Below are 22,490 nucleotides of genomic sequence, written 5' to 3' on the forward strand. Positions count from 1 at the left end.
CCGCCCTTTTCGTTGCATAATCGGGCGCTTGCGATAGCTTCGATACTGGAGGGAGGAATGCGATGCTGTTCGGCGCCGCGATTGCAGCAGCGACACTGTACCTGATCGCCCTGTTCTGGCTCGCCGCGCGCCAGGACCGCCGGGCGGAAGAAGGGTACGCGCCCTCGCGCCGCCGCAGGGACTGGATCTACGGCCTCAGCCTTGCGGTCTACTGCACCAGCTGGACCTTTTTCGGCGGCGTCGGATCGGCCGCAAACAGCGGGCTCCATTACCTTCCGATCTACCTTGGCCCGATCCTGGTTTTCACCTTCGGCTTCGGCCTGGTGCGCCGCATCCTTGCCCAAGCGAAGGCCCAGCATTCGACCTCGATCGCGGATTTCCTGTCCGCTCGATACGGCAAGAGTGCGAGTGTGGCAGCACTGGTCACGATCATCGCGACGGTCGGATCACTGCCCTACATGGCTCTGCAACTGCAATCGGTCGGCAGTTCGTTGCTCGCGCTCGATCCCGAATTGCAGGCAAGCGTTTCCGCGCAAGAGCTTGTCCTGCTGGTCGCCGCCAGCATGGCGCTGTTCGCCATCCTGTTCGGTTCGCGGCGCGGAGACAGGGCAGGTGACAATGCCGGTCTCGTCCTGACGATTGCGGTGGAGTCGGTGGTGAAAATCCTGGCGCTGCTGGCAGTCGCGGCGCTGGCGGTGGCGGTCCTTGCAGGTGTCCCGGCAGAAGCCACGGTGTCTCCCTTTTCGATGGCGCAGCTGGACGCGCGTTTCGTCATCCTGACGATTATTGCCGGATGCGCGGCCCTGTGCCTGCCGCGCCAGTTCCACATGGCCTTCGTCGAAGCGCAGACCGACCGCACGACGCGAACCATGCAGTGGCTGTTTCCCGCCTATCTGGTCCTGACATCGCTGGTAATCGTTCCTATCGTGCTCGCAGGACTGGCGGTGCTGCCCCAAGGCACGCAGGCCGATATGATCGTGATGGCCTTGCCGCTTGCGACGGGCAGCGAGGCTTTGGCGCTGCTTGTGTTCATCGGCGGGTTCTCGGCGTCCACCGGGATGATCGTGGTGGCCAGCGTGGCCTTGTCGACGATGGTCACGAACGACCTTGTGTCCCCGCTGTTGTTCCGCAGGGAATTGCGCGGCACGGGCGATCGCACGCGGCTCGCCGCACGCCTCCTGATGGTGCGCCGCTTTATCATCGCGGCGCTGCTGTTCCTCGCCTACCTCTTCTATCTCGGCTTCGGAGCAGTGGCGGACCTTGCAGGGCTCGGCACTCTGGCATTTGCCGCCATGGCGCAGTTCGCACCCGGCCTCGTGCTCGGGGTGACGAGCCGCCACGGAAACAAGGGCGGCATGGTTTCCGGCCTGGTTGCAGGTTTTGCATGCTGGCTGGTCCTCCTGATCGTGCCCGCAGCAACGGGCGAACCGGCAATTTTCGCCATCCATCCCGATCCGCTGGTCTCCGGCGTATTGCTCAGCCTGGGGGTCAATATCGCGGCATACTGGATGGGGTCGGCAGTGAGCCGTGAGACACTGGTCGATGCCGCGCAGGCTGCCGCATTCGTCGGAACGACGCCGCCGGGTACGCGGCCGGGGTTCGTCACGGCCAAGCGCGTGGCCGACATCCGCCTGCTTCTCGCCCAGTTCGTCGGCCAGAAGCGCGCGAGTGCCGCGATCGAGGCGATGGGGGCGGGCCTTCGCGACAGCGATCCTGCGGACCAGGAAATGCTGGGGATGGTGGAGCGCACCATCGCGGGCGTCGTCGGCACTTCGTCCGCGCGTATGCTCTTGTCGAGTTGGTCGCAGGGCGATCCGGTGCCGCTTGAGCAGGTGGTCGCCATGTTCGACGAGACCAACCGGCGTCTCACCTTCAGCGGCGACCTGTTGCAGCTCGCGATCGAGAACATCGACCAAGGCGTGGCTCTGGTGGACAAGGACATGAACCTTGTCGCCTGGAACAGCCGCTACCAGGAGATGTTCGCCCTGCCGGATGAATTGGCGAGTGTTGGCACCCCAATTGCCGACCTGATCCGCTTCAACCTGCGGCAAAGCGGTACACCCGACGCGGAAATCGAGCTCCAGGTCTCTCGCAGGCTCGAGCATATGCGGGCGGGACGCCAGCACCGGATGGAGCGCGAACAGCATGACGGGCGCATAATGCGGATCGTCGGCAATCCGGCGCCCGGCGGCGGCTATGTGACCAGCTACAGCGACGTGACGGCCGACCGCAGGGCAGAGCAGGCGCTCGAATCCAAGGTGGCAGAGCGCACGCAGCAATTGAGCGAGGCCAATGCGGCGCTCGAAGCGGCAACACGCTCCAAGACGCGCTTTCTCGCGGCTGCCAGCCATGACCTCATCCAGCCGCTCAACGCGGCCCGCCTGTTCGCCTCGGCCTTGGGCGAAGAGGTGCGAGGCAGGGACCAGCTGGTGCGGCTGGTCAAGGATCTCGACGGCTCGATCACCTCGGCCGACCGCCTGATCCGCGCCTTGCTCGATATTTCCAAGCTGGACGGTGGCGGCATCGAACCCCGCATTGAACCGGTCGCGCTGGACGACATTTTCGACGAGATCATGCGCGAGTTTGCCGTGCAGGCGCACAGCAAGGGCCTGCGCTTTGCGCGTGTGCGCAGCAGCGCCTGGATCCTGACCGACCGCGCCTTGATGGCGAGCATCGTGCGTAACCTCATGAGCAATGCGATCCGCTACACGCAAAGCGGCGGCGTGCTCCTGGGTGCGAGAAGGGTCGGTGACGGGATCGACCTATGCGTTTGCGACACAGGTCCCGGCATTCCGGAAAAAGACGTCGAGCGGTTGTTCGACGAATTCCAGCGCGGGGAGACCAGCGACCGGGAAGGGCTGGGGCTTGGCCTCGCGATCGTAAGGCGCATTGCGGCCCTGCTGGAGGTAGAGGTCGAGACGCGCTCCGTGGTCGGGCAGGGGACCACTTTTGCAGTGCGCCTACCGGTCCTGCGCTGGGGTGCGCGGACTGCGGCCGCACTTAAACGCAAGGCCTCGACGCTGGCCAATGCGCGCGTGCTAGTCGTCGATAATGATCCCGCCGCCCTCAGGGCGACCACCGCCTTGCTGAAGAGATGGGGACTGGAGGTAGTCTGCGCGCTCGGCGAGGAAGAAGCGCTTGGTGCCGCGCCCACCGCGCCTGACGTCGCGCTCATGGATTTCCGCCTCGATGGCGATGCGCGCGGCGATGGCGTCTATGAAAAGCTGTGCGCGCACTGGGGCACACGCCCTCCGGCCATATTGCTGACTGCCGAAGCGGGGGAGGAGACGGAGCAGGCCGCACGGCGCATGGGGGCCAATCGCCTGCTCAAGCCATCTTCGCCCGCCGCATTGCGAGCGCTGATCTCCGATTGCGTTGCCCGCAGCGGGACCGCCAGTCAGCCCGAGGCGGATTCCGCCGCTTCCTGATCCACGACCAGCTTCGCCGCCAGCAATACGGCCTGCGTCCGGTTCACTACGCCAAGCTTTCGGAAAATCGCGGTAATATGGGCTTTGACCGTGGCCTCGCTTATATTGAGTTCGTAAGCGATCTGCTTGTTGAGCAGGCCCTCGTTGAGCTGTGCCAGGATACGCCGCTGGGCAGGGGTGAGCGTCGCGATTTTCGCAAGGTCCTCATCCGGTTCGGCGTCGGTTTCGGGAAACCATCCATCGCCGTCCCTGACGCAGGCGAGGGCGTCGCGCATCTGCTCCAGCGGCGCGGATTTCGGGATGAAGGCCGCAGCGCCAAGCTGGCTGGCCGCCGCATAGACCCGCGGATCTTCGCTCGCCGATACGATGGCCACGGGAAGGGCGGGATAGTCCTGCCGGAAGTCCATGAGCGCGGACAAACCGCGGGAATCTTCCATGTGCAGGTCCAGAAGCAGCGCTTCCGCACCGGTTTCCACTTCCGCGCGCGCCTGTGCGGCGGAAGAGGCCTCTACGATCTCCGCTTCCGGCCAGACCTTGCCCACCGCGTGGCTCAACGCCGTGCGGAAGAGCGGGTGGTCATCGGCGATGATAATGCGCTGCGTCATGGGCGATCAGCGGTTCTGCCGCCCCTCGATCAGTCGCTCGACGAGGCTGGGATCGGCGAGGGTCGAGGTATCGCCCAGCGAACCGTAATCGTTCTCCGCGATCTTGCGCAGGATCCGGCGCATGATCTTGCCGGACCGCGTCTTGGGAAGGCCGTCGGTGAACTGGATATGGTCGGGCGAGGCGATCGGCCCGATTTCCGTCCGAACGTGATTGCGCAGTTCGGTGTACAGCGCGTCGGACCCATCCTCGCCCGCGTTGAGCGTGACATAGCAGTAGATGCCCTGGCCCTTGATATCGTGCGGGTATCCGACGACCGCGCTTTCCGCGACGAGCGGGTGCGAGACCAGCGCGCTTTCCACCTCGGCGGTCCCCATGCGGTGGCCGGACACATTGATCACATCGTCCACGCGGCCGGTGATGCGGTAATAGCCGTCCTCGTCACGCTTGCAGCCATCGCCGGTGAAGTATTTGCCGGTGTAGGTGCTGAAATAGGTCTGCACGAAGCGTTCGTGATCGCCGTAAACGGTCCGCGCCTGGCCGGGCCAGCTGTGGGTGATGCACAGATTGCCCTCGTTCGCGCCTTCCAGCACCGTGCCGTCATTGTCGACCAGCTGGAGCCGGACGCCGAAAAAGGGCAGTCCGGCGCTGCCCGGCTTCATGTCGTGCGCACCGGGTAGGGTGGTCAGCATGCAGCCGCCCGTTTCGGTCTGCCACCAGGTGTCGATGATCGGGCAGCGCTCTTCCCCGACCACTTCGAAATACCAGCGCCATGCTTCGGGGTTGATCGGCTCGCCGACGGTGCCGAGCAGGCGCAGAGACGAGCGGTCGTGCTTCGTCACGAAGTCGTCGCCTTCGCGCATGAGCGCACGGATCGCCGTGGGGGCCGTGTAGAGAATATTGACCTTGTGCTTTTCGACGACCTGCCAGAAGCGGCCATGGTCGGGGTAGTTCGGCACGCCTTCGAAGATGACCTGCGTGGCCCCGTTCAGCAGCGGCCCGTAGGCGATATAGCTGTGCCCGGTGACCCATCCGATATCGGCGGAACACCAGAAGACTTCGCCCGGCTGGTAGTCGAAAATGTAATTGAACGTCGTCGCGGTCCACACGCCATAGCCTCCGGTCGTATGCACCACACCCTTGGGCTTTCCGGTAGAACCGGAGGTGTAGAGGATGAAGAGCGGATCCTCGGCATCCATTGGCTCGCACGGGCATTCCGCGTCGGAGCGGACGTCATGGTACCAGTGGTCGCGCCCCTCGGTCATCGGGACGTCTGCGCCGGTGTGCTTGACCACCAGCATCCCGTCGAGCGGAGTGTCGTGGTCCGGCTCTGCCAGGGCGGCATCGACATTGGTCTTGAGTGGCACCCGCTTGCTACCGCGCAGGCCCTCGTCTGCGGTTACGACGAAACGGCTGCCGCAGCCCTCGATGCGCCCGGCCAGCGCCTCGGGCGAAAAACCGCCGAACACGACCGAATGGATCGCGCCGAGCCTTGCGCAGGCGAGCATGGCCAGCACACCTTCGATGATCATCGGCATGTAGATCGTCACACGATCGCCCTTCTTCACACCGATGGCCTTCAGCGCGTTCGCCATGGCGACGACTTCGGACTGCAGTTCGCGGTAGGTGAGGGTGCGTCCCGCGCTCTGGGGATCGTCCGGCTCGAAAATCAGGGCCGTCGCATCGGGGCGCGAGGCGGCATGGCGATCCACGGCATTGTGGCACAGGTTGAGCTTTCCGTCCGCGAACCACGCGATGTCGACCGGGTCGAAAGTCCACTCACCGCCCTTGGTCGGTGCCTTCACCCAGTCGAGCCGCTCCGCCTGCTCGAGCCAGAACGCATCGCTGTCTTCCACCGAACGGCGGTACATCGTTTCGTAGTCGCTGCTGGTGCAGTGCGTGGCTGCCGAGCTATGCGGGCGTTTGACGGTGTCGAGCATGAAAGTGTCTCCCTTCAGCGACGGCATAGCAGGTAAGCGGCCAGTCGCGCTTTCAGACGAAGGTCTTACGACCAATCGCCCATTTATCCAGTCCAGCCTTGCCCATCATAATCGCCCGACAAGAAAAAAGAGGGAGGTTGGAATGACTGGGAAGTCTTTGAAATTGGCGCTGCGAACCGGATTACTCGCTTCGACCTGCCTGATCGCTGTGCCAGCTTCGGCGCAGGATGCTGACGTCGAGGAACGGCTCGAGAGGCTCGAAGCGCTGGTCATGCAATTGGTGGAACGCCTCGACGCCAAGGATGGCGAAATGGATGCGGCCCGTGCGGAAACCGTCGCGGCCACACAGCAGGCGCTGGCCGAAACCCGCGCGCTGCAGCTGCGACAGGAAGAACTCGCCGCGCAGATCGACGAACCCAAGAAGCAGGAAGACAAGGGCTTCCGCGTGGGCAACACAACGGTTTCCTACGCCGGCTATGTGAAGCTCGATGCGATCAGCCAGCGCACCAGCGGCGGCCAGGTCGCCTCCGGCAGTATCGTGCGCGACTTCCTGATCCCCGGGGCCATCCCCGTCGGCGGAGACGGGTCGGGCTGGGACACCGATTTCAACGCCCGCCAATCGCGTTTCATTTTCAAGACCGCGACCGATGTCGGTGCCGAACATACGCTCAACTCGCAGATTGAGCTCGACTTCATGGTCACGCCCGACGGCGACGAGCGGATTTCGAATAGCTACACACCACGCCTACGCCAGGCATTCATCACTTATGACAACTGGCTGTTCGGCCAGGCCTGGACGACCTTCCAGAACGTCGGCGCCCTGCCGGAAAGCCTCGACTTCATCGGCACGACGCCGGGCACGATCTTCGCCCGCCAGCCGATGATCCGCTACACCGACGGCGGCTTGATGCTGGCGGTGGAACAGCCCGAGACGACCGTGACATCGAGCACGGGCGCAAGGGTGATAGCGGGCGACGATTCGCTCCCCGATATCGTTGCCCGCTATAATTTCAGCGGCGACTGGGGCTCGCTGTCGGCATCGGGCATCCTGCGCAATCTAAAGATTTCGGAAGACGATTTCGGCACCGATGGCGACAGCGCCATGGGGTACGGGGTCAGCCTGTCCGGCAAGCTCAAGCTGGGTGAACGCGACGATTTACGGTTCATGGGAACGGTGGGTGACGGGTTGGGGCGCTATATCGGCCTCAACATCGTCAATGATGCCGCGCTGGACCTCGACGGCGATCTCGACCCGATCTTCACCTATTCGGGCTTTGGCGCATACCGCCATATGTGGTCCGACAAGGTTCGCTCCAACATTGCAGCGTCCTATTTCAAGGCCGACAATCCGGTATTGCTGACCTCCGGTGCGGTGACCGACGAGAGCTGGAACGTGCTGGCGAACATCATCTATTCGCCCGTCAAACCGGTCGATATCGGGATCGAGTATATGTACGCGGAACGCACGCTGGAAAACGGCCAGTCGGGCAATCTGCAGAAGATCCAGGTTTCGACGAAATACTCGTTCTGACTTCAGCGCATGTAAACCCGCAAACGAAAACGCGCCGCTGGTGGCTGGATGTTCCCGAGGGAATGCCAGTCCGCCGCGGCGCGATTTTCGTTCGTGATCGAAATGGTCGGGGAGAGAGGATTCTTACGGCTCATGATTCTAAGCGGTTGAAGGGTTTAAGCTATTGAACCTTTGCCGGTTTTATGACCAACGGTGTTACATGACTCTGTTACATCAATGCGTGGTTTATGCCCTACGTCGTTAAGCGCTCTGACAAATCCCAAAACTGGTATTATCGCGAGACACCACCGGCTGACGTGAAGGCAATTCTCACCGAACGAGATGGGAAAGCACCCGCTGACGTCTGGAAATCCCTTCGGACCTCGGATCGGCGAGAAGCAGATCGACGGGTGGTTTCAGTTCGCGCTCAACAGCATGCGGAGTGGGACGCTATCCGAGCTTCAAGAGCACCGCTAGCTTGGTTGCCGTCTTCGCATGAGATAATCGATGCAGTGACCGCTCGTGTTCACGAGGGCTTCCTCAGAGTTCAGCGGAAGAACCTTCGGGATGAACTCGCTTCAGGCGAGGACCTGGAGCAAATCGCAGCCAAGAGACGCAAGAAGCTTGTCCAAGTCGAGCTTCTTCCATTGCCGAGCGACATAGAGGAAATGGAACGCCTAGCTGCTGCTGTGGCTCGCGCCGAGAATTGGGATCTTGCAGCAGGTTCTGGCGCACGTGGCGAACGATGGAATGACCTTGTAGCAACCGTTACGAAGGCGGTGCAGCTCGCAAGAGCTGACCTTGCTGAGATCACCGAGGGCAAGCTGCCTGATACCAGCCGCGCTTCAGTCGTTGGGCGTTTGGGAGGTTCAAAGGAATTTCGCGCAACAGCAAAATCCGGCGAAGAAATCTCATCCCTCTTTGATCGATACGTGAGCGAGAAGCTGAGAGAGGGGAAGAGGGCCGATACCCTCGAAACCGAACGCAAGATCGTTGATCATTTCGCGAGCTTCGTTGGCAAGCAATCTGCAGTGAATGCCGTCACCAGAGCGGATATTCGGGACTTCAAGCAGGCGCTATCTGACGTTCCCCATCGTTGGACCGTGAACGATGAGCTGTCCGGATTGGCCTTGAGAGAGGCCGCGGGCAAGTGGCGTGAAATTGGGGGTGCCACGCGCTCACTTCGGACGGTTAACCGGGAGCTTTCGGCTGTAAGCGCGTTCTTCGCTTGGCTGAAGGACAACGCCTATGTTGACGAGAATGTCGCCCTGGGCTTTCGATCTCGCGTAGATAAGGCAAAGCACGCCTATCCGCCTTACTCGCATTCCCAGCTTGCCCAGCTTTTCCGCACACCTTTGTTTGTTGGTTGCGATGGCAAGAGGGAGCACTTGGCAGGGACGCATCGCATACTCGATTGGCGCTACTGGCTACCCCTCTGCCTGCTGTATTCGGGCGCTAGGACAGGCGAGATCGCACAACTCCACTGCGAGGACATCCGTCAAGAGCAAGGTGTGTGGGTCTTCGACTTAGTCGAAGGAGTTGAGGGTGATGAAAAGAGGCTGAAAAACAACTCGTCGCGCCGGATCATTCCCATCCATACGGTTCTCATGCAGCTTGGGTTCTTGCAATTCGTGGAGAAGCAGCGGGCGACTGGAAGCAAACGTTTGTTTCCAGATATTAGACCGGGGCAGCGAGGTGATTGGAGCTACCAGCCGTCAAAGTTCTGGGCGAGATACCTTCAGCGAATTGAGATGAAAGTGAAGGGCTTAGGGCTTCACAGTTTCCGCCATACATTTGCAGATGAATGCCGGCGGAGTGGGGTGGATGTAGGTGTTCTTCAGGCACTCTTAGGTCATGCCGACCACTCGACGACTGGAGGCTATGGAGTAATCCCACTTGGCACCCTGCTGCAACGCAAAGAGGCCGTTGAAGCTCTGAGCTACAACAACCTCCAAAAGATCATTCTGCAGGTGGATGGCTAAATTCGAGATGGGTGGACTATCGGCACCATCCGGGTGGCGCTCCGGCAGCATTCCTAGGACTTCCTCCTAGCCCTGTTTGAGCGCTCTATATACGCTAGCGCGTCCGATCCCCATACGCCTTGCGATTGCGGTTGGTGACACTCCGTCACTCTTGAGGCGCAAAACCTCTGCGACATTAACTGAAGGCTTGCGGCCCTTGTATCGGCCAGCCGCTTTCGCTTTCTCTATCCCTTCGCGTTGGCGTTCTCTGCGAATGTCGGTTTCAAACTCGGCGACCGCTCCGAGAATGCCCAAGACCAGCTTTCCCATGCTTGTCGTAGTATTCACCGCTCCCTGCTGGAGGCACTGAAAACCGACATCCTTTGCAGAGAGCTGCGCGACAACGTCATGCAGGTCGCGGCCCGATCTCGCTAATCTGTCGAGGCGTGTGACGACGAGCGTATCACCCTCTCTAAGCCAATCTAAGCACTCTTGGAGGGCTTCGCGTTGCTTGAGTGATGTGCCAGTGACTTTCTCGGAAAAGACCTTCTCACAGCCAGCATCTCGCAGGCTCTGCAACTGAATCTCTAAATTCTGTGAGTTGCTGCTCACTCGTGCATAACCGACCTTCGTCATATCCCACCTTCATGTCTCAATAGGTTCTAGAGCTTGAGAAGGTTAGCGTCTCAAATACGGGATTGAACTCTTGTGAGACGATCCGTGGAGGCCGCGAGACGCCTCGGAAGGGTATACCTGATGGAGACAAATCCGTGAGCTAGATGGCTGATATGATGCAGTTTCAATCGATCTGTACGTAGTGGACATGAAGCCTGCATGCTTGTAGCCAAAGGCATGTTTGACGCGCTACGCGAGAGAGGTTTCGACCTAGCTATCTCCAATCACGCCGGGGCAATTTTGAGCGTCGATTATCCGGCAGTCGCCCAAGAACTTGAGCAGGCGCTTTTGGCAGTTTCCATTCCTGCCGAGGAATTAATCGGATCTGGAGGTGGCGAGGCACCCTCGACACAACGCCTTAGAAACAGCCTGTACGACGCCGGTTGGCCTAAGCACGAATTTGACTTCAAGATGATTGTGGACGGAAAGGAGACCGTCGCAAACAGTCATGAAATCGATCACGTCCGCTGGTCAGAAATTGGCAATGTGGCTCTGGAGATCGAGTGGAACAATAAAGATCCGTTCTTCGACAGGGACCTCGAAAATTTCCAAAGGCTTCACGCTCAATCCGCAATTAGCGTCGGCGTGCTCATTACGCGGGGGGCGAGTTTACAAAGCGAGATGTTTCGCATCGTGCACGACTGCATCAAGAAGTACGGGTTCATTGACGAGGCGGAACTCGTCAGAGAGTTTGGAATGAAAGATAGGACGAAGCGGCAACGCGAGGCTGTGCAAAAGCTTATGGATCGCCAGATCCCCTTCGCTGAAGCCTTCACCAAGCACTTCGTGAGCGACAAATTCGGTGCGGCGACAACTCATTGGAGTAAACTGATGGATCGAGTGAGCCGTGGTGTTGGCAACCCTTGCCCCATGCTTCTTATAGGGTTGCCAGCATCCATCATCGTTGAATGAGCTATCCGGTCGCTACCGCTCCGGAATTGTGTTTGTAGGTGCTCCAAGAGGGTTTGTAATCGTCGTCGGCTTGGTTCCCCCAGACTGTCCAGCCCTCACGACGTCCCCGACCGAAGAGTTCCAAATATGGCCCCCACGAACATGACTCTATGATGTCATACTGTTCGTCAGGCTTTCGGCTATGTTCCCGTTTTCTCGTCTTTAACAGGTCGCCATCAGGCTCACCGGCCTCAATCCAATTTACTTGCGACCGACCAGGTTGGAGCGTTCTTACGTTTTTGCCGCGCGTTCCGAATAAAAGTATTTCGGTAACATTGCGAAAATAGAAGCCCACTCCACGACCATCCGGGCCGCCGTCTTTCCGCACCTTTTGCCAGATGATGTTGCTCTTATAATCAAATCCCCAAGCTCGAAGGATCTGCAATCCCTCCGGTAGGAGGGCATTTGGAACCCAGAGGTAGCAATGAGCCCTATCCTCAAGATGTTCCGCAACAGGTAGGTCAGCTATCTCTTGCAAGTCCATTGTAGGATAGCGAGCCAACCGCTTGTGCTCTGGAGCAATCTTTCCCGTGCGGTTTTGAAAGCGCCAGGGTGGGTCAGCCATAACGGTCGAAAATTTCTCGCCGTCTAAAAAATCACGAAGGTCGTCGGATGCGGTCATTTGCTCTTTCCACGTTTTCGCGACAGTAGGGTATTACGTGCTGTCGAAGCAAACGGAGCGAAGCTCAAAATGGCCCTCTCCGACCCGAAATCCACAGTCTAATCGCCTCGCCAAGTGGCCCAATCCTCGCGGCCGGACTGCGGATGGAGGCAAACTGTCTGTGGTAAAGAAATCAACGGACTGGAGAACGAGAGAAATCCGTTGTAGCCCCCATACAAGGCAAGAATGGGTGGGCTATGATAGACTTACTGGCGAGAAATTGGAGCAAGGCCGTTTCGGAGGTCTTGGCTTCAATCGTCGGCTCGGTTGGCATCGTCTTCGTTATCGCGATGATTGTTGCTCTTCAAAAAGAGCAATCGGCCATGCTTGTCTACCAGCAATACTTCGATGGCGGTCAAATGGGGCTCTCGATCCTCGCGATTTCCGGGGGCATTTTCATTGCTCTGTTTCGACATCCTCGCCTGCACGCCATTCTGTCATTGGGGCTTTATGCAGCGTTTGTAATCCCAGTGCTCGCGACAGGGATCATAATCGGGATGAACCCCGGTTTTGAGTCGGGCGAATTGGGCTCCAGCCTGGTGAACCTCCTTTGGCTTGTATTCTGGTTCCTGCACATTCTCTGGCTGTTCGTGATGCTGCTCGAACCAAGAATTCCAACAGCACAGGAGGCGGGCGATCAGCAAGAAAACCGCGTCAACGACATTCTGACCGAGGGAGATTAACATGGCATCGGAGAATACTACGGCTATCCGCTTGCCCGTCTCGCGAGTCAGCCAACCAATCGGCGATTTCTATGTTGGCAAAATGGACGCTCGGAAACTGATCGACATTTCCTACACCGAAATCCGAGCGTTTTTGGAGGGAACACAGGATAAGATCGCCGGCATCCAACGTGAGCGGTCGGAAAAAAGAATTACTGAAATCAAGAGATATGTGAACTTGGAATATGCGACATTTCCAACGTCCGTCATTATCTCTGTCGATGCGGATTGCGCTGATGTGAATCCGTATGCGGACGATGACGATAGTATTCTCCAACTAACTCTGTCGCCGTTTGGCAAACCTGGTGAGCCGGATCATATTCCGCTCGAAAAAATCGCATTTATTATTGACGGCCAACATCGTGTAGCAGGGCTTGAAGGTCTAGAGCCTGATCGCAATTTTGATGTGAACGTTTCGGTATTCGTAGGAGCATCTGAAGCGGATAAAGCTGAGATATTTGCGCGGGTGAACCAAGCGCAGACGAAGGTGAACCAGAGCTTGGTCGTGGATTTGGCGTCCTTCTACGAAGAGAGAGGGCCGTTGAAGTTTGCTCATGAAGTCGTCCTTGCGCTGAACAAGGCACCGAAGGGTCCGTTGCATGACAAAGTGAAGCGGTTGGGGAAAGCGCAGCCGGGAAAAGGCAAGATTCAGACACTCGCTCAAGCGACGGTCGTGAAGCCAATCGTGGCATACATCACGCGCGATCCAGAAGGGGAAAGGAACAAGCGCTACAAGGGGATTTTCTCCTCGAAACGCGAACCTGACGCTTGGAGAACCTTTATCTTCCAACCATTCTATGACGATGAGAATGCGAGGGGCGTCTTTGAGATCCTGACCAACTACTTTGCAGCTGTGAAAGCTAAGTGGCCGGACTCATGGGATGATGCTCCGGCTGGCAACATCTTAAACCGCACCACCGGATACGCGGCGCTGATGCGCTTTCTGCGTCCAGTTTATCTTTCTGCGTGTGATCGGGGAGAGGTGCTCTCTCGCGAAGCTTGTGACGAAATTTTCGACAGAATTGAAATTTCAGATGAGGAACTGACCAGAGACAACTTCCTTCCGGGTAGCTCAGGCATTTCAGCGTTGTACCGGCGCTTGATGAAGGAAGCTGGTCTTTCTTGATCCTAGTTTTGGCAAGCTGAACTAAGTTGAGTGTCAACCACCGACCCAAAATCTCAGATCGCGGAAACGCGCAGAAAACAGGGATTCTCTGTCTTTCCCGGTGAAGGGCAGAAAACTTTCAGTCCGGGAGTTTTTCTCGACAGGCAGGTTGGCGCGCTGAAAAAGCCTGAATCCAGTCAACTTATGACCAACTTACGTCAACTTTCGCTTTTGCCAGCGATGTCATTCCAAAACATGTGCGCTGCTTGGTTCATCTCTTGCGAAAATACGAGGCGCCTATCATCGAGACGGGGATCAGGGCGTCGCACGAATTTGAAGAGGTAATTCGCGTATGCGGCTTGGATAATTTTGAACCAATCCTTGTGCAATGCGCGATCCTTCTTTTTGCGTCCCCTCACGTCATGACCGGCTGCTCGGCCCAACGCTGCCATTACGGTGTCAACGTCGTCCCCAGCGCGCATGGCTATCGCTCCGTGTATATGTAGATGGGTTTGAGCACCGGATCGCTTCTCGTGGCCCTCGATCACGAAGTAATACTCTCGGCGTTGTCCAACGGACCTTCTGAGGTGCTTCCTGACACGCTCAGCCAGTGCATGCCTTACATTCCCCAGAGCAACCAATTCAGACTCCAGCTGCGGATGGAGGTTAATGTTGAATGTTAGCAGGTCCCATTCAAAGCACACGATCACAGCTAGGTTGACCTTCATCCATTGAGATAGGTCTTTCCATTGGGGCATGGGTCTTCCGTTGGCCTGTAGTCCCATAGGGAACGGAGATAGTTCCCATGATGTAGGTCGATCCTCTTTCCCATAGTATACTGATAGGGGTTCAATCGGCTCATCAAATCTAACGTGCCGGTGTTCACCCTCAGTAGCCAGGAGGCGCAGTTTCGCGTAGATTTTTCGATCTCGCGCGAGGCGTTTAGCTTCTCGGTCGCGACGTCGCTGTTGGCCGGTTTTTCGATGGGGGGACTGTGCCAAGGACTTGCTGCAAACTGTTACGGAGAGGTGTTACGTCCAGATTTGATCGGACAGACCTATCCTACTGAAAAATATACAGAATGCAAAAATGGTCGGGGAGAGAGGATTCGAACCTCCGGCCCCTGCCTCCCGAAGACAGTGCTCTACCAGGCTGAGCTACTCCCCGACCGGATCGGCCCGCAGTGAACAATCGCTGCGGGTGCGAAGCAGGCGCGCCCTATAGGTGTGGATTGCGGCACACGCAAGCAGGCATTTTGCCGAAAATCGGGATAGGGCTTCCGCCGTGTCACACCAGCATTACGAACAGCAATATCTCGACCTCATGCGCCGCATCTGGCGCGAAGGCGACGAACGCCGCGATCGCACAGGCATTGGCACGCGATCCGTGTTCGGTGCGATGCTGCGCTTCGACCTTGCCGACGGCGCGATGCCGCTGATCACCACCAAGCGCGTCTACTGGAAAACCGCCACGCGCGAGATGCTGTGGTTCCTCACCGGTGACACCAACATTCGCCCTCTGGTGCAGCAGGGCGTGAAGATCTGGAACGAGTGGCCGCACGCCAAATATGTGAAGGCGACCGGGCAGGATATCTCGGTAGAGGACTTTGCCCAACGTATTGCGGACGATGCGGACTTCGCCGCGAAATGGGGCGACCTCGGCCCGGTCTACGGCAAGCAATGGGTCGACTGGCCGGTCTACACGCCCACGGGCGATGGCAGCTATGCCCGCACCGGCAGCGTCAACCAGGTCGCAGAAGTTGTCGAATCGCTTAAGGCAAATCCGGGCAGCCGGCGCCACATCATCGAGGGATGGAACGTCGCCGAACTCGATTCGATGGCGCTGCCGCCCTGTCACAAAACCTACCAGTTCCATGTCGCAGGCAACCGGCTGAATTGTCTGCTCTACCAGCGCAGCTGCGACGTCGCGCTGGGCCTCCCGTTCAACCTGTGGTCGGCGGCCCTGTTACAGCGGATGATCGCGCAGCAGGTCGACCTCGAACCGGGCGAACTCGTCTGGACCGGAGGGGATACGCACCTTTACCTCAATCACGAGCACCTGGTCGAAGAGCAGCTGTCGCGGGAACCGCAGGGGCATCCGACCTTTGAGATTCTGCGGCGTCCGGCCTCGATCTTCGACTATCGCATTGAGGATTTCGCGGTTCACGACTACACGCCGCACGGGCCTATCAAGGCGCCCGTCGCAGTGTGATCCGGCTCTCACTTGACCGTTTCACTCCTGTGAAATAAAATAACGCGCAAGCGTAAGATTGCGTCTGGAGAGAGTTTATGGCCGAACGGCCCCCCGCCGAGGGAGATCGGAATGCCGCGAGCGCGGGCGACAACCGCCCTGCGCTTTCGCTCCATGTCCCCGAACCCAAGTACCGCCCCGGCGATGCGGTGGATTTTTCGCACATCCAAGTGCCCGAGGCTGGTGCCCAGGCACGGCCGGACGAAACCGTCGATCCGAAGGACATGCTCGATCTCGCGCATGACTTGATCCGGGTGCTGGGTGACGACAACAAGGCGCATGGCCCCTGGGATCCCAAGCTCGATCCCGAGACTTTGCGCACGATGCTCGGTCACATGGCCATGACCCGCGCATTCGACGAGCGGATGTTTCGCGGCCAGCGCCAGGGCAAGACCAGCTTCTATATGAAGTGCACCGGCGAAGAGGCGACCAGCGTGTCTGCCTCCATGGCGCTTGCCGCCGACGACATGATCTTCCCCAGCTATCGCCAGCAGGGCATCCTGATCCAGCGCGGCTACCCGATGATCGAGATGATCAACCAGATCTACTCGAACCGGGGCGACAAGCTGAAAGGCCGCCAGCTGCCGATCATGTATTCCAGCCGCGAACACAGTTTCTTCTCGATTTCGGGCAATCTCGCCACGCAAACCCCGCAGGCGGTTGGCTGGGCGATGGCAAGTGCGATCAAGGGTGACAGCCGCATCGCCGCCACCTGGGTGGGCGAGGGGAGTACGGCGGAAGGCGATTTCCATTCCGCCTGCCTGTTCGCGACCGTCTATAACGCGCCGGTCATCCTCAACGTCGTCAATAACCAGTGGGCGATTTCCAGCTTCAGCGGCTTTGCCGGGGCGGAACGGTCGACTTTCGCCGCGCGCGGGGTGGGCTATGGCATCGCATCGCTGCGCGTGGACGGCAATGACCCGCTCGCTTGCTATGCGGCGGAGCAATGGGCCGCCAACCGCGCCCGCGCCAATGCCGGACCGACGCTGATCGAATTCTTCTCCTATCGCGCGGAAGGCCATTCGACCTCCGACGATCCGAGCGGCTATCGCAGCGCGCAGGAGCGCGAGGAATGGCCGCTGGGCGATCCTGTCATGCGTCTCAAGAACCACCTCATTGCCATCGGTGAATGGGACGAGGAACGGCAGGAAAAGATGGACCTCGAGGCGGCGGAATACGTCAAGAAGGTCACCAAGGAAGCGGAAGCCAACGGCATCCTCGGCCATGGCCTGCACCATCCGTTCCGCACCATGTTCGAAGACGTCTTCGAAGAGCTGCCCTGGCACCTCCAGGAACAGAGCGAACAGGCGATCCGCGAACGCGAAACCAAATTCCCCGAAGGACTCCCGAACGGAGGGAAGGGCGCATGAGCGACACCGCAACCAAAACCGCGCCCCAAGGCGAAGCGCCCGCTGAACGCCGCCTCAATATGATCGAGGCGATCAACGAGGCGCTCGACGTGACCATGTCGCGCGACGACAATATCGTCGTGATGGGCGAGGACGTCGGCTATTTCGGCGGGGTTTTCCGCTGTACCGCCGGTCTCCAGGAGAAATACGGCAAGAGCCGGGTCTTCGACACGCCGATTTCCGAATGCGGCATCATCGCTGCTGCAGTCGGTATGGGCGCTTACGGCCTGCGCCCCGTGCCCGAAATCCAGTTCGCCGATTACATCTACCCTGGCCTCGACCAACTGATCTCCGAAGCGGCGCGCCTGCGCTATCGTTCGGCAGGCGAATACACCTCTCCGATGACGGTCCGCAGCCCGTTCGGCGGCGGCATCTTCGGCGGCCAAACGCACAGCCAGAGCCCGGAGGCGATCTTCGCCCACGTGTCGGGCCTGAAAACGGTCATCCCGGCGACGCCCTACGATGCGAAGGGCCTCTTGATCTCCTGCATCGAGGACAATGACCCGGTCATCTTCTTCGAGCCGAAGCGCATCTATAACGGCCCGTTTTCCGGCTATTACGACAAGCCCGTCCAGCCGTGGAAGAAGTTCGATGCGAGCATCGTGCCCGAAGGCCACTACACAATCCCGCTCGGCAAGGCGCGCCACGCGACCGAGGGCGAGGAACTCACCATTCTCGCCTATGGCACCATGGTCCACGTGGTCGAAGCGGTCTGCGCGGAGAAAGGCATCGAAGCCGACATCCTCGACCTTCGCACGATCGTCCCGCTCGACATCGAAGCGATCGAGGAAAGCGTGAAGAAGACCGGCCGCTGCCTGATCGTCCACGAGGCGACCCGCACCGCCGGTTTCGGCGCCGAACTCTCGGCGCTGGTGACCGAACGTTGCTTCTACCATCTCGAAGCCCCGGTCGAACGCGTGACCGGCTTCGACACACCCTATCCCCACAGCCTCGAATGGGCCTATTTCCCCGGCCCGATCCGCATCGGCGAGGCTCTCGACAAGATTCTGGCGGAGTAACCGCAATGGCAAAGTTCGTATTCAACATGCCCGACATCGGCGAAGGCATTGCCGAGGCGGAAATCGTCCAGTGGCACAAGAAGGTCGGCGACACGGTTCGTGAGGACGAGGAATTCGTCGACATGATGACCGACAAGGCGACCGTCCCGATGGAAAGCCCGGTCGACGGCAAGATCGTCGAGATCGCCGGTGAAGAAGGCGACATGGTCTCGATCGGCTCCATGCTCGTCGTGATCGAAGTCGAAGGCGAAGTGCCCGAAGATGTCGCGGAAGACGTCGAACCTGCGCCCGCTCCCAAGGCCGACAAGGTCGAAGAGCGCATCGAGGTGGAAACTTCCGACGCCAGCGATGCCGACGATGCGATGGCGGCCGATCCCAGCCCGCCGCCGGCTCCGACCCCGACGCCCGCGCCCGAACCTGCTCCGGCACCGTCGGCGAAGGTTCTCGCCACGCCTGCCGTGCGCAAGCGCGCCAAGGACCTCGGCGTCGACCTTTCGCAGGTGAAGCCTGCCGAAGATGGCCGCGTGCGTCACGGCGATCTCGACCAGTTCCTCTCCTATAACTCCGGCTATTCGGCGGCTGCGCCGACCCGCCAGGACGAGGAGAAGAAGGTTATCGGCATGCGTCGCCGCATCGCCGAGAACATGGCGGCTTCCAAGCGCAACATCCCCCACTTCTCCTATGTCGAGGAAGTGGACGTCACCGATCTGGAAGTCCTGCGCGCCCAGCTGAACACCAATCGCGGCGACAAGCCGAAGCTGACGATCCTGCCGCTGCTGATCACGGCGATCTGCAAGACCTTGCCGCAGTTCCCGATGATCAACGCCCGTTATGACGACGAAGCGGGCGTGGTGACGCGCTTCGGTGCGGTCAACATGGGCATGGCGGCACAGACCGACGCGGGCCTCATGGTGCCGGTCATCAAGAATGCTCAGGGCATGAACCTGTGGCAGCTCGCCAACGAAATTTCGCGGCTAGCAGAGGCTGCCCGCAACGGGTCGGCCAAGAAGGAAGAGATGGAAGACGGCACGCTGACCGTGACGTCTCTCGGACCGCTTGGCGGCGTTGCGACCACGCCGGTCATCAACCGGCCGCAGGTCGCGATCATCGGACCGAACCGGATTATCGAGCGCCCGATGTATGTCAGCGACGGTGCTGGCGGCGAACGGATCGAGAAGCGCAAGCTGATGAACATCTCGATCAGCTGCGATCACCGGGTCGTCGATGGTTACGATGCGGCGAGTTTCATCCAGGAGCTCAAGAAGCTCCTCGAAACGCCTGCATTGATCCTGGTCGACTGATCAGGGCGCGGGCGCCTGGTAACAGTCGTACTGGATATCGATCGCCGATTTCGCGACCAGCGCGCCGCCTCCAAGCAGCGCCAGCGATGCGGCGAGTAATGCGCCCTGCAACATGCGACTTCCCCCGTTACCCCACGTGGAAATGCGTGGGTCACTGTCGCGCGCAAGTGGTTACTTTCGGGTAAATTGCGCCGCGAGAAAAAGAAGCGAAAAAAGGCGCGAAAACTGCATTGACAGGAATCGGACCGCCGCCTAGATGCGCGGCTCCCAAGAGGCACAGCGCCTAGATGCGCGGGTGTAGCTCAGTTGGTTAGAGTATCGGCCTGTCACGCCGAGGGTCGCGGGTTCGAGTCCCGTCACTCGCGCCACTTGGGACATTCTTCGAATGATGAATGCGAAAGCGGGGCTTCGGCCCCGCTTTTTCGTTTCGGCCCTATCGAGCCGCCGCGCCTTCGCGAAGGCGGCGCAGGTTCTCCTCGTGTCCGCGCTTGTCGATCTTGTAGCGCGTGACGAAGAACAGGGCCCCGAGATAAAGCACCAGCAGGGAAGGGGCGTACCAGGCGCCCAATTGCCACACGGTATCCATGTCGACGGTGCCGGGGTCCGCTCCTTCGGGGAAGCCGATGCCGGACAGGATCAGGCCTGCGGCCAGCACGCCGAGGCCTTGCGTGGTTTTCCGGGTGAAGGTCATCGCTGCGTAATAAACGCCCTCCGACCGCCGTCCCGTCTTCACCTGGTTCGCCTCGACCAGGTCGGCGATCATCGAGAAGGATACCGCCTGGACGGCAATGATCAGCGCCAGATCGATGACATTGACGCCAAGGACGATCGGGAACAGCAGCGGATCGCCGTTTTCGGGCATCATCCCCACGAGACGCAACAGGACGGGGGCGGGCTGGATCGTGAAAGCAAGCAGGCCGAGCACGATGACCGCAGGCTTCTTGCCAATCTTGCGCGTGGCCCAGGGTGCCAGCAGGAAGCCGAAGAGGGCCGAAAGGACCACCGTGCAGGTCCACAGGAAAATCTGGTAGGAAGAGAATTCCCAGAAATACGTCAGCAACAGGTAGTTTAGCGAGGCCGCAAGTCCGGTCGCGATGGCGAAAAGCACTGTCGCAAAGAACAGGGCGATAAAGCTCTTCTCGCTCAGCGTCTCGATCATCTCGCGGAAAATCCGGCCGACGCTGTATCTCTCGGACCGGGTCACGGGGCGATGCAGGTGCGGGATGCGGCTATGCGTGCCGACTGTAGAGATCATGATGAAGATAAAGATCATCGCGCTGCCGATCATGCCGTAGGTGGCGTAGGCATCCCGATCGAGGAGCCCTTGCGGACCTGTCAGCAGCGCACCGAACATGATCACGCTCATGAGGGCGCCGAAGGTCCAGCCGAAGAACAGGCGATAGGATTGGAGGCTCGTGCGTTCTTCGTAATCGGTCGTGAGCTCGGGGATCAGCGCCGAACTCGGCGTCTCGTAAAAAGTGATGAAGGTGCGGATCAGGATCGCGAGGCTGGTGAGGTACAGAAACAGCGAGGTCTGGCCCATTTCGGGCGGATTCCACAGCAGGAAATAGCTCAGCGCCACCGGTATCGCCGCCGCATACATGAACGGGTGTCGCCGGCCCCAGCGCGATTGCAGATTGTCGGACCAGTAGCCGACCAGCGGATCCGACACGGCGTCGAAGACCAGCGCGATGAGGATGGCGAGGCCGACCAATGAAGGCTCCAGCCCGATGACTGTGCCGTAAAATATCAGCAGGAAGTAATCGAAGCCGTTATTCTTGATGCCGAATGCTGCGGCTCCGGAACCATGCGCCAGCTTCAGCCAGACCGGCATCTTCTCGCTCGCGTCGACGGGCACTGCCGTCGCCGTTGTCTCTTGCGTCAAGGGGCTCTCCTCCCGTTACGGGGAGGGTAGGGCACTCGGGCGTGAGGTCAATCTTTCTCGGGCGGGGCCGACCAGCGGCCGGTTTCCATCCAGATGAGGAAATGTCGCAATGGCATCAGCCAGATCAGGCCGAGGAAGAGATATATCGCGGTCTGCACCAGCGCGTTCCAGTCACCGATCAGGCCGGGCAGGTAGCGTGCGATCAGGATGCCGTAGACGAGCAGGCCAAGCAGAAGGCCGAGCAGTCCGACGGGGATGCGCCAGGTGGGTTCGTCTCTCATGCGAAAGGTCCGTAGAAGCGGGTCGTGGTGACGATAGCGTCGAGGCGTGCGTCGTGTTCCTCGACAGGCAGGCTGTCGACGCGCTGGCAGTCCCAGGCGAGGCCGATCGTGCGGGTGTCCGGATGTGCCGCCAACCAGCGGTCGTAGTGGCCGCCGCCCTGGCCGAGCCGCTCACCGGTTTCGGTGAAGCCTATGAGGGGCACGATCAATACGTCGGGCTGCAGGACAGGTGCGTCGGCAAAGGGCTGGAGCAGTCCGAAGGGGCCGACTTCCAGGTCTTCTTCATCGAACGGGTCGGAATGGCGGGCAAATTCCATCGGCGCATTGCGGCTGGCAAACCGCGGCAGCGCGATTTCGTGGCCCCGGTCGAGAAAGAACTTGGCGTAGGATGCCGCAGGTGCCTCGAACGGGTTTGCCCGGTAGAGGCCGATCGTTGCACCTTCGGGGACAAGCTCCAGCAAAGGGGCGGGCGGACGGTGGAAGACGAGCGCACGCATGCTGTCGGGCAACGCGGCGACCTGGTCGCGGCGCGCGGTGCGCAAGTGCTTGCGAAATTCGTCCTTGGTCAAATACCCACCTGCTTTTTCGGACCAGTATTTTAAGCGCCCGTCCGCGTTCAAGCAGCGAAGCGGTAGCGCAATGAATCAGGTGACGGGACCGCCATGGGTCGTTGCCGGAAAATCCTCTGACGCCTTCACGTCAGGTGGGCGCCATATATCCAGATCGCCAGGACGAACCCGCCAATCCGGTAGGGACGGCTCCCTTGGATTGCTTATAGCCTCAGGGATG

General features: G+C 59.8%; 17 protein-coding genes and 2 tRNA genes. 11 read left to right on the forward strand and 8 right to left on the reverse strand.

What is annotated here, in order from left to right:
• The first annotated feature begins 62 nt into the window (after positions 1 to 62).
• A complete protein-coding gene (locus LCM24_RS11110) occupies positions 63 to 3,428 on the forward strand; it encodes a PAS-domain containing protein (protein WP_224804338.1) in 3,366 nt (1,121 codons plus the stop codon).
• Here LCM24_RS11110 and LCM24_RS11115 read toward each other — a convergent pair.
• Positions 3,398 to 4,033: a response regulator transcription factor gene (locus tag LCM24_RS11115; protein ID WP_224804340.1), complete on the reverse strand. Its 636-nt coding sequence runs from the start codon at positions 4,031 to 4,033 to the stop codon at positions 3,398 to 3,400. The two genes, LCM24_RS11110 and LCM24_RS11115, sit on opposite strands and share 31 nt — an antisense overlap.
• A 6-nt stretch (positions 4,034 to 4,039) precedes the next feature.
• Positions 4,040 to 5,971, reverse strand: coding sequence for an acetate--CoA ligase (acs, locus tag LCM24_RS11120; protein WP_224804342.1), 1,932 nt, complete (start codon positions 5,969 to 5,971; stop codon positions 4,040 to 4,042).
• Positions 5,972 to 6,113: 142 nt separating this feature from the next.
• Between acs and LCM24_RS11125 the strand changes: the two genes are divergently transcribed.
• The gene (locus tag LCM24_RS11125; RefSeq protein WP_224804343.1) at positions 6,114 to 7,502 is read left to right on the forward strand and encodes a DcaP family trimeric outer membrane transporter; all 1,389 of its coding nucleotides are present in this window, start codon (positions 6,114 to 6,116) and stop codon (positions 7,500 to 7,502) included.
• Between the two features lie 227 nt (positions 7,503 to 7,729).
• Positions 7,730 to 9,463: a site-specific integrase gene (locus tag LCM24_RS11130; RefSeq protein WP_224804345.1), complete on the forward strand. Its 1,734-nt coding sequence runs from the start codon at positions 7,730 to 7,732 to the stop codon at positions 9,461 to 9,463.
• A gap of 66 nt (positions 9,464 to 9,529) precedes the next feature.
• Here LCM24_RS11130 and LCM24_RS11135 read toward each other — a convergent pair whose 3' ends face one another.
• A complete protein-coding gene (locus tag LCM24_RS11135; protein WP_224804347.1) occupies positions 9,530 to 10,078 on the reverse strand; it encodes a recombinase family protein in 549 nt (182 codons plus the stop codon).
• Between the two features lie 198 nt (positions 10,079 to 10,276).
• Here LCM24_RS11135 and LCM24_RS11140 point away from each other — a divergent pair, with 198 nt between their 5' ends.
• Positions 10,277 to 11,029 (forward strand): BglII/BstYI family type II restriction endonuclease, encoded by a 753-nt coding sequence (locus LCM24_RS11140; RefSeq protein WP_224804349.1) that lies wholly within the window; start codon positions 10,277 to 10,279, stop codon positions 11,027 to 11,029.
• A gap of 1 nt (position 11,030) precedes the next feature.
• Here LCM24_RS11140 and LCM24_RS11145 read toward each other — a convergent pair whose 3' ends face one another.
• Positions 11,031 to 11,690, reverse strand: a complete 660-nt coding sequence (locus tag LCM24_RS11145) for an MT-A70 family methyltransferase (protein ID WP_224804351.1) — start codon at positions 11,688 to 11,690, stop codon at positions 11,031 to 11,033.
• 284 nt (positions 11,691 to 11,974) lie between these two features.
• On the opposite strand from LCM24_RS11145, the gene LCM24_RS11150 reads away from it, so the two are divergent.
• Complete coding sequence (locus LCM24_RS11150; RefSeq protein ID WP_224804352.1) at positions 11,975 to 12,412, forward strand: hypothetical protein; 438 nt, start codon at positions 11,975 to 11,977, stop codon at positions 12,410 to 12,412.
• Between the two features lies 1 nt (position 12,413).
• Entirely contained in the window at positions 12,414 to 13,577 is a 1,164-nt protein-coding gene (locus LCM24_RS11155; RefSeq protein WP_224804354.1) for a DGQHR domain-containing protein, read from the forward strand.
• A gap of 1,069 nt (positions 13,578 to 14,646) precedes the next feature.
• Here the strand turns inward: LCM24_RS11155 and LCM24_RS11160 are convergent.
• Positions 14,647 to 14,723: transfer RNA gene (locus LCM24_RS11160), tRNA-Pro, on the reverse strand.
• A gap of 117 nt (positions 14,724 to 14,840) precedes the next feature.
• Between LCM24_RS11160 and thyA the strand changes: the two genes are divergently transcribed.
• The 5 genes from thyA (at position 14,841) to LCM24_RS11185 (ending at position 19,903) form a co-directional block, all read left to right on the forward strand.
• Positions 14,841 to 15,767 carry a thymidylate synthase gene (gene thyA / locus LCM24_RS11165; RefSeq protein WP_224804356.1) on the forward strand — a complete coding sequence of 309 codons (927 nt, stop codon included), beginning with the start codon at positions 14,841 to 14,843 and terminating at the stop codon, positions 15,765 to 15,767.
• A 77-nt stretch (positions 15,768 to 15,844) separates the two neighbouring features.
• Complete coding sequence (locus LCM24_RS11170) at positions 15,845 to 17,176, forward strand: 3-methyl-2-oxobutanoate dehydrogenase (2-methylpropanoyl-transferring) subunit alpha (protein ID WP_224804358.1); 1,332 nt, start codon at positions 15,845 to 15,847, stop codon at positions 17,174 to 17,176.
• Complete coding sequence (locus tag LCM24_RS11175; RefSeq protein WP_224804360.1) at positions 17,173 to 18,234, forward strand: alpha-ketoacid dehydrogenase subunit beta; 1,062 nt, start codon at positions 17,173 to 17,175, stop codon at positions 18,232 to 18,234. Before LCM24_RS11170 ends, LCM24_RS11175 begins: the two co-directional genes overlap by 4 nt.
• A 5-nt stretch (positions 18,235 to 18,239) precedes the next feature.
• Positions 18,240 to 19,535, forward strand: a complete 1,296-nt coding sequence (locus LCM24_RS11180; RefSeq protein ID WP_224804378.1) for a dihydrolipoamide acetyltransferase family protein — start codon at positions 18,240 to 18,242, stop codon at positions 19,533 to 19,535.
• Between the two features lie 291 nt (positions 19,536 to 19,826).
• A tRNA-Asp gene (locus LCM24_RS11185) sits at positions 19,827 to 19,903 on the forward strand.
• Positions 19,904 to 19,968: 65 nt separating this feature from the next.
• On the opposite strand, the gene LCM24_RS11190 is transcribed toward LCM24_RS11185, so the two are convergent.
• Genes LCM24_RS11190 through LCM24_RS11200 form a run of 3 tightly spaced genes read right to left on the reverse strand, consistent with a single transcriptional unit; the run spans position 19,969 to position 22,270 of the window.
• On the reverse strand, positions 19,969 to 21,420 hold the full coding sequence (locus LCM24_RS11190; RefSeq protein ID WP_224804380.1) for an MFS transporter: 1,452 nt from the start codon (positions 21,418 to 21,420) through the stop codon (positions 19,969 to 19,971).
• Between the two features lie 47 nt (positions 21,421 to 21,467).
• Positions 21,468 to 21,701: a DUF2842 domain-containing protein gene (locus LCM24_RS11195; RefSeq protein WP_224804382.1), complete on the reverse strand. Its 234-nt coding sequence runs from the start codon at positions 21,699 to 21,701 to the stop codon at positions 21,468 to 21,470.
• Positions 21,698 to 22,270 (reverse strand): 5-formyltetrahydrofolate cyclo-ligase, encoded by a 573-nt coding sequence (locus LCM24_RS11200; protein ID WP_224804383.1) that lies wholly within the window; start codon positions 22,268 to 22,270, stop codon positions 21,698 to 21,700. The genes LCM24_RS11195 and LCM24_RS11200 overlap by 4 nt, the downstream gene beginning before the upstream one ends.
• Between the last annotated feature and the right edge of the window lie 220 nt (positions 22,271 to 22,490).

The sequence above is a fragment of the Qipengyuania aquimaris genome, from assembly GCF_020171965.1.
Lineage (GTDB): Bacteria > Pseudomonadota > Alphaproteobacteria > Sphingomonadales > Sphingomonadaceae > Qipengyuania > Qipengyuania aquimaris_A.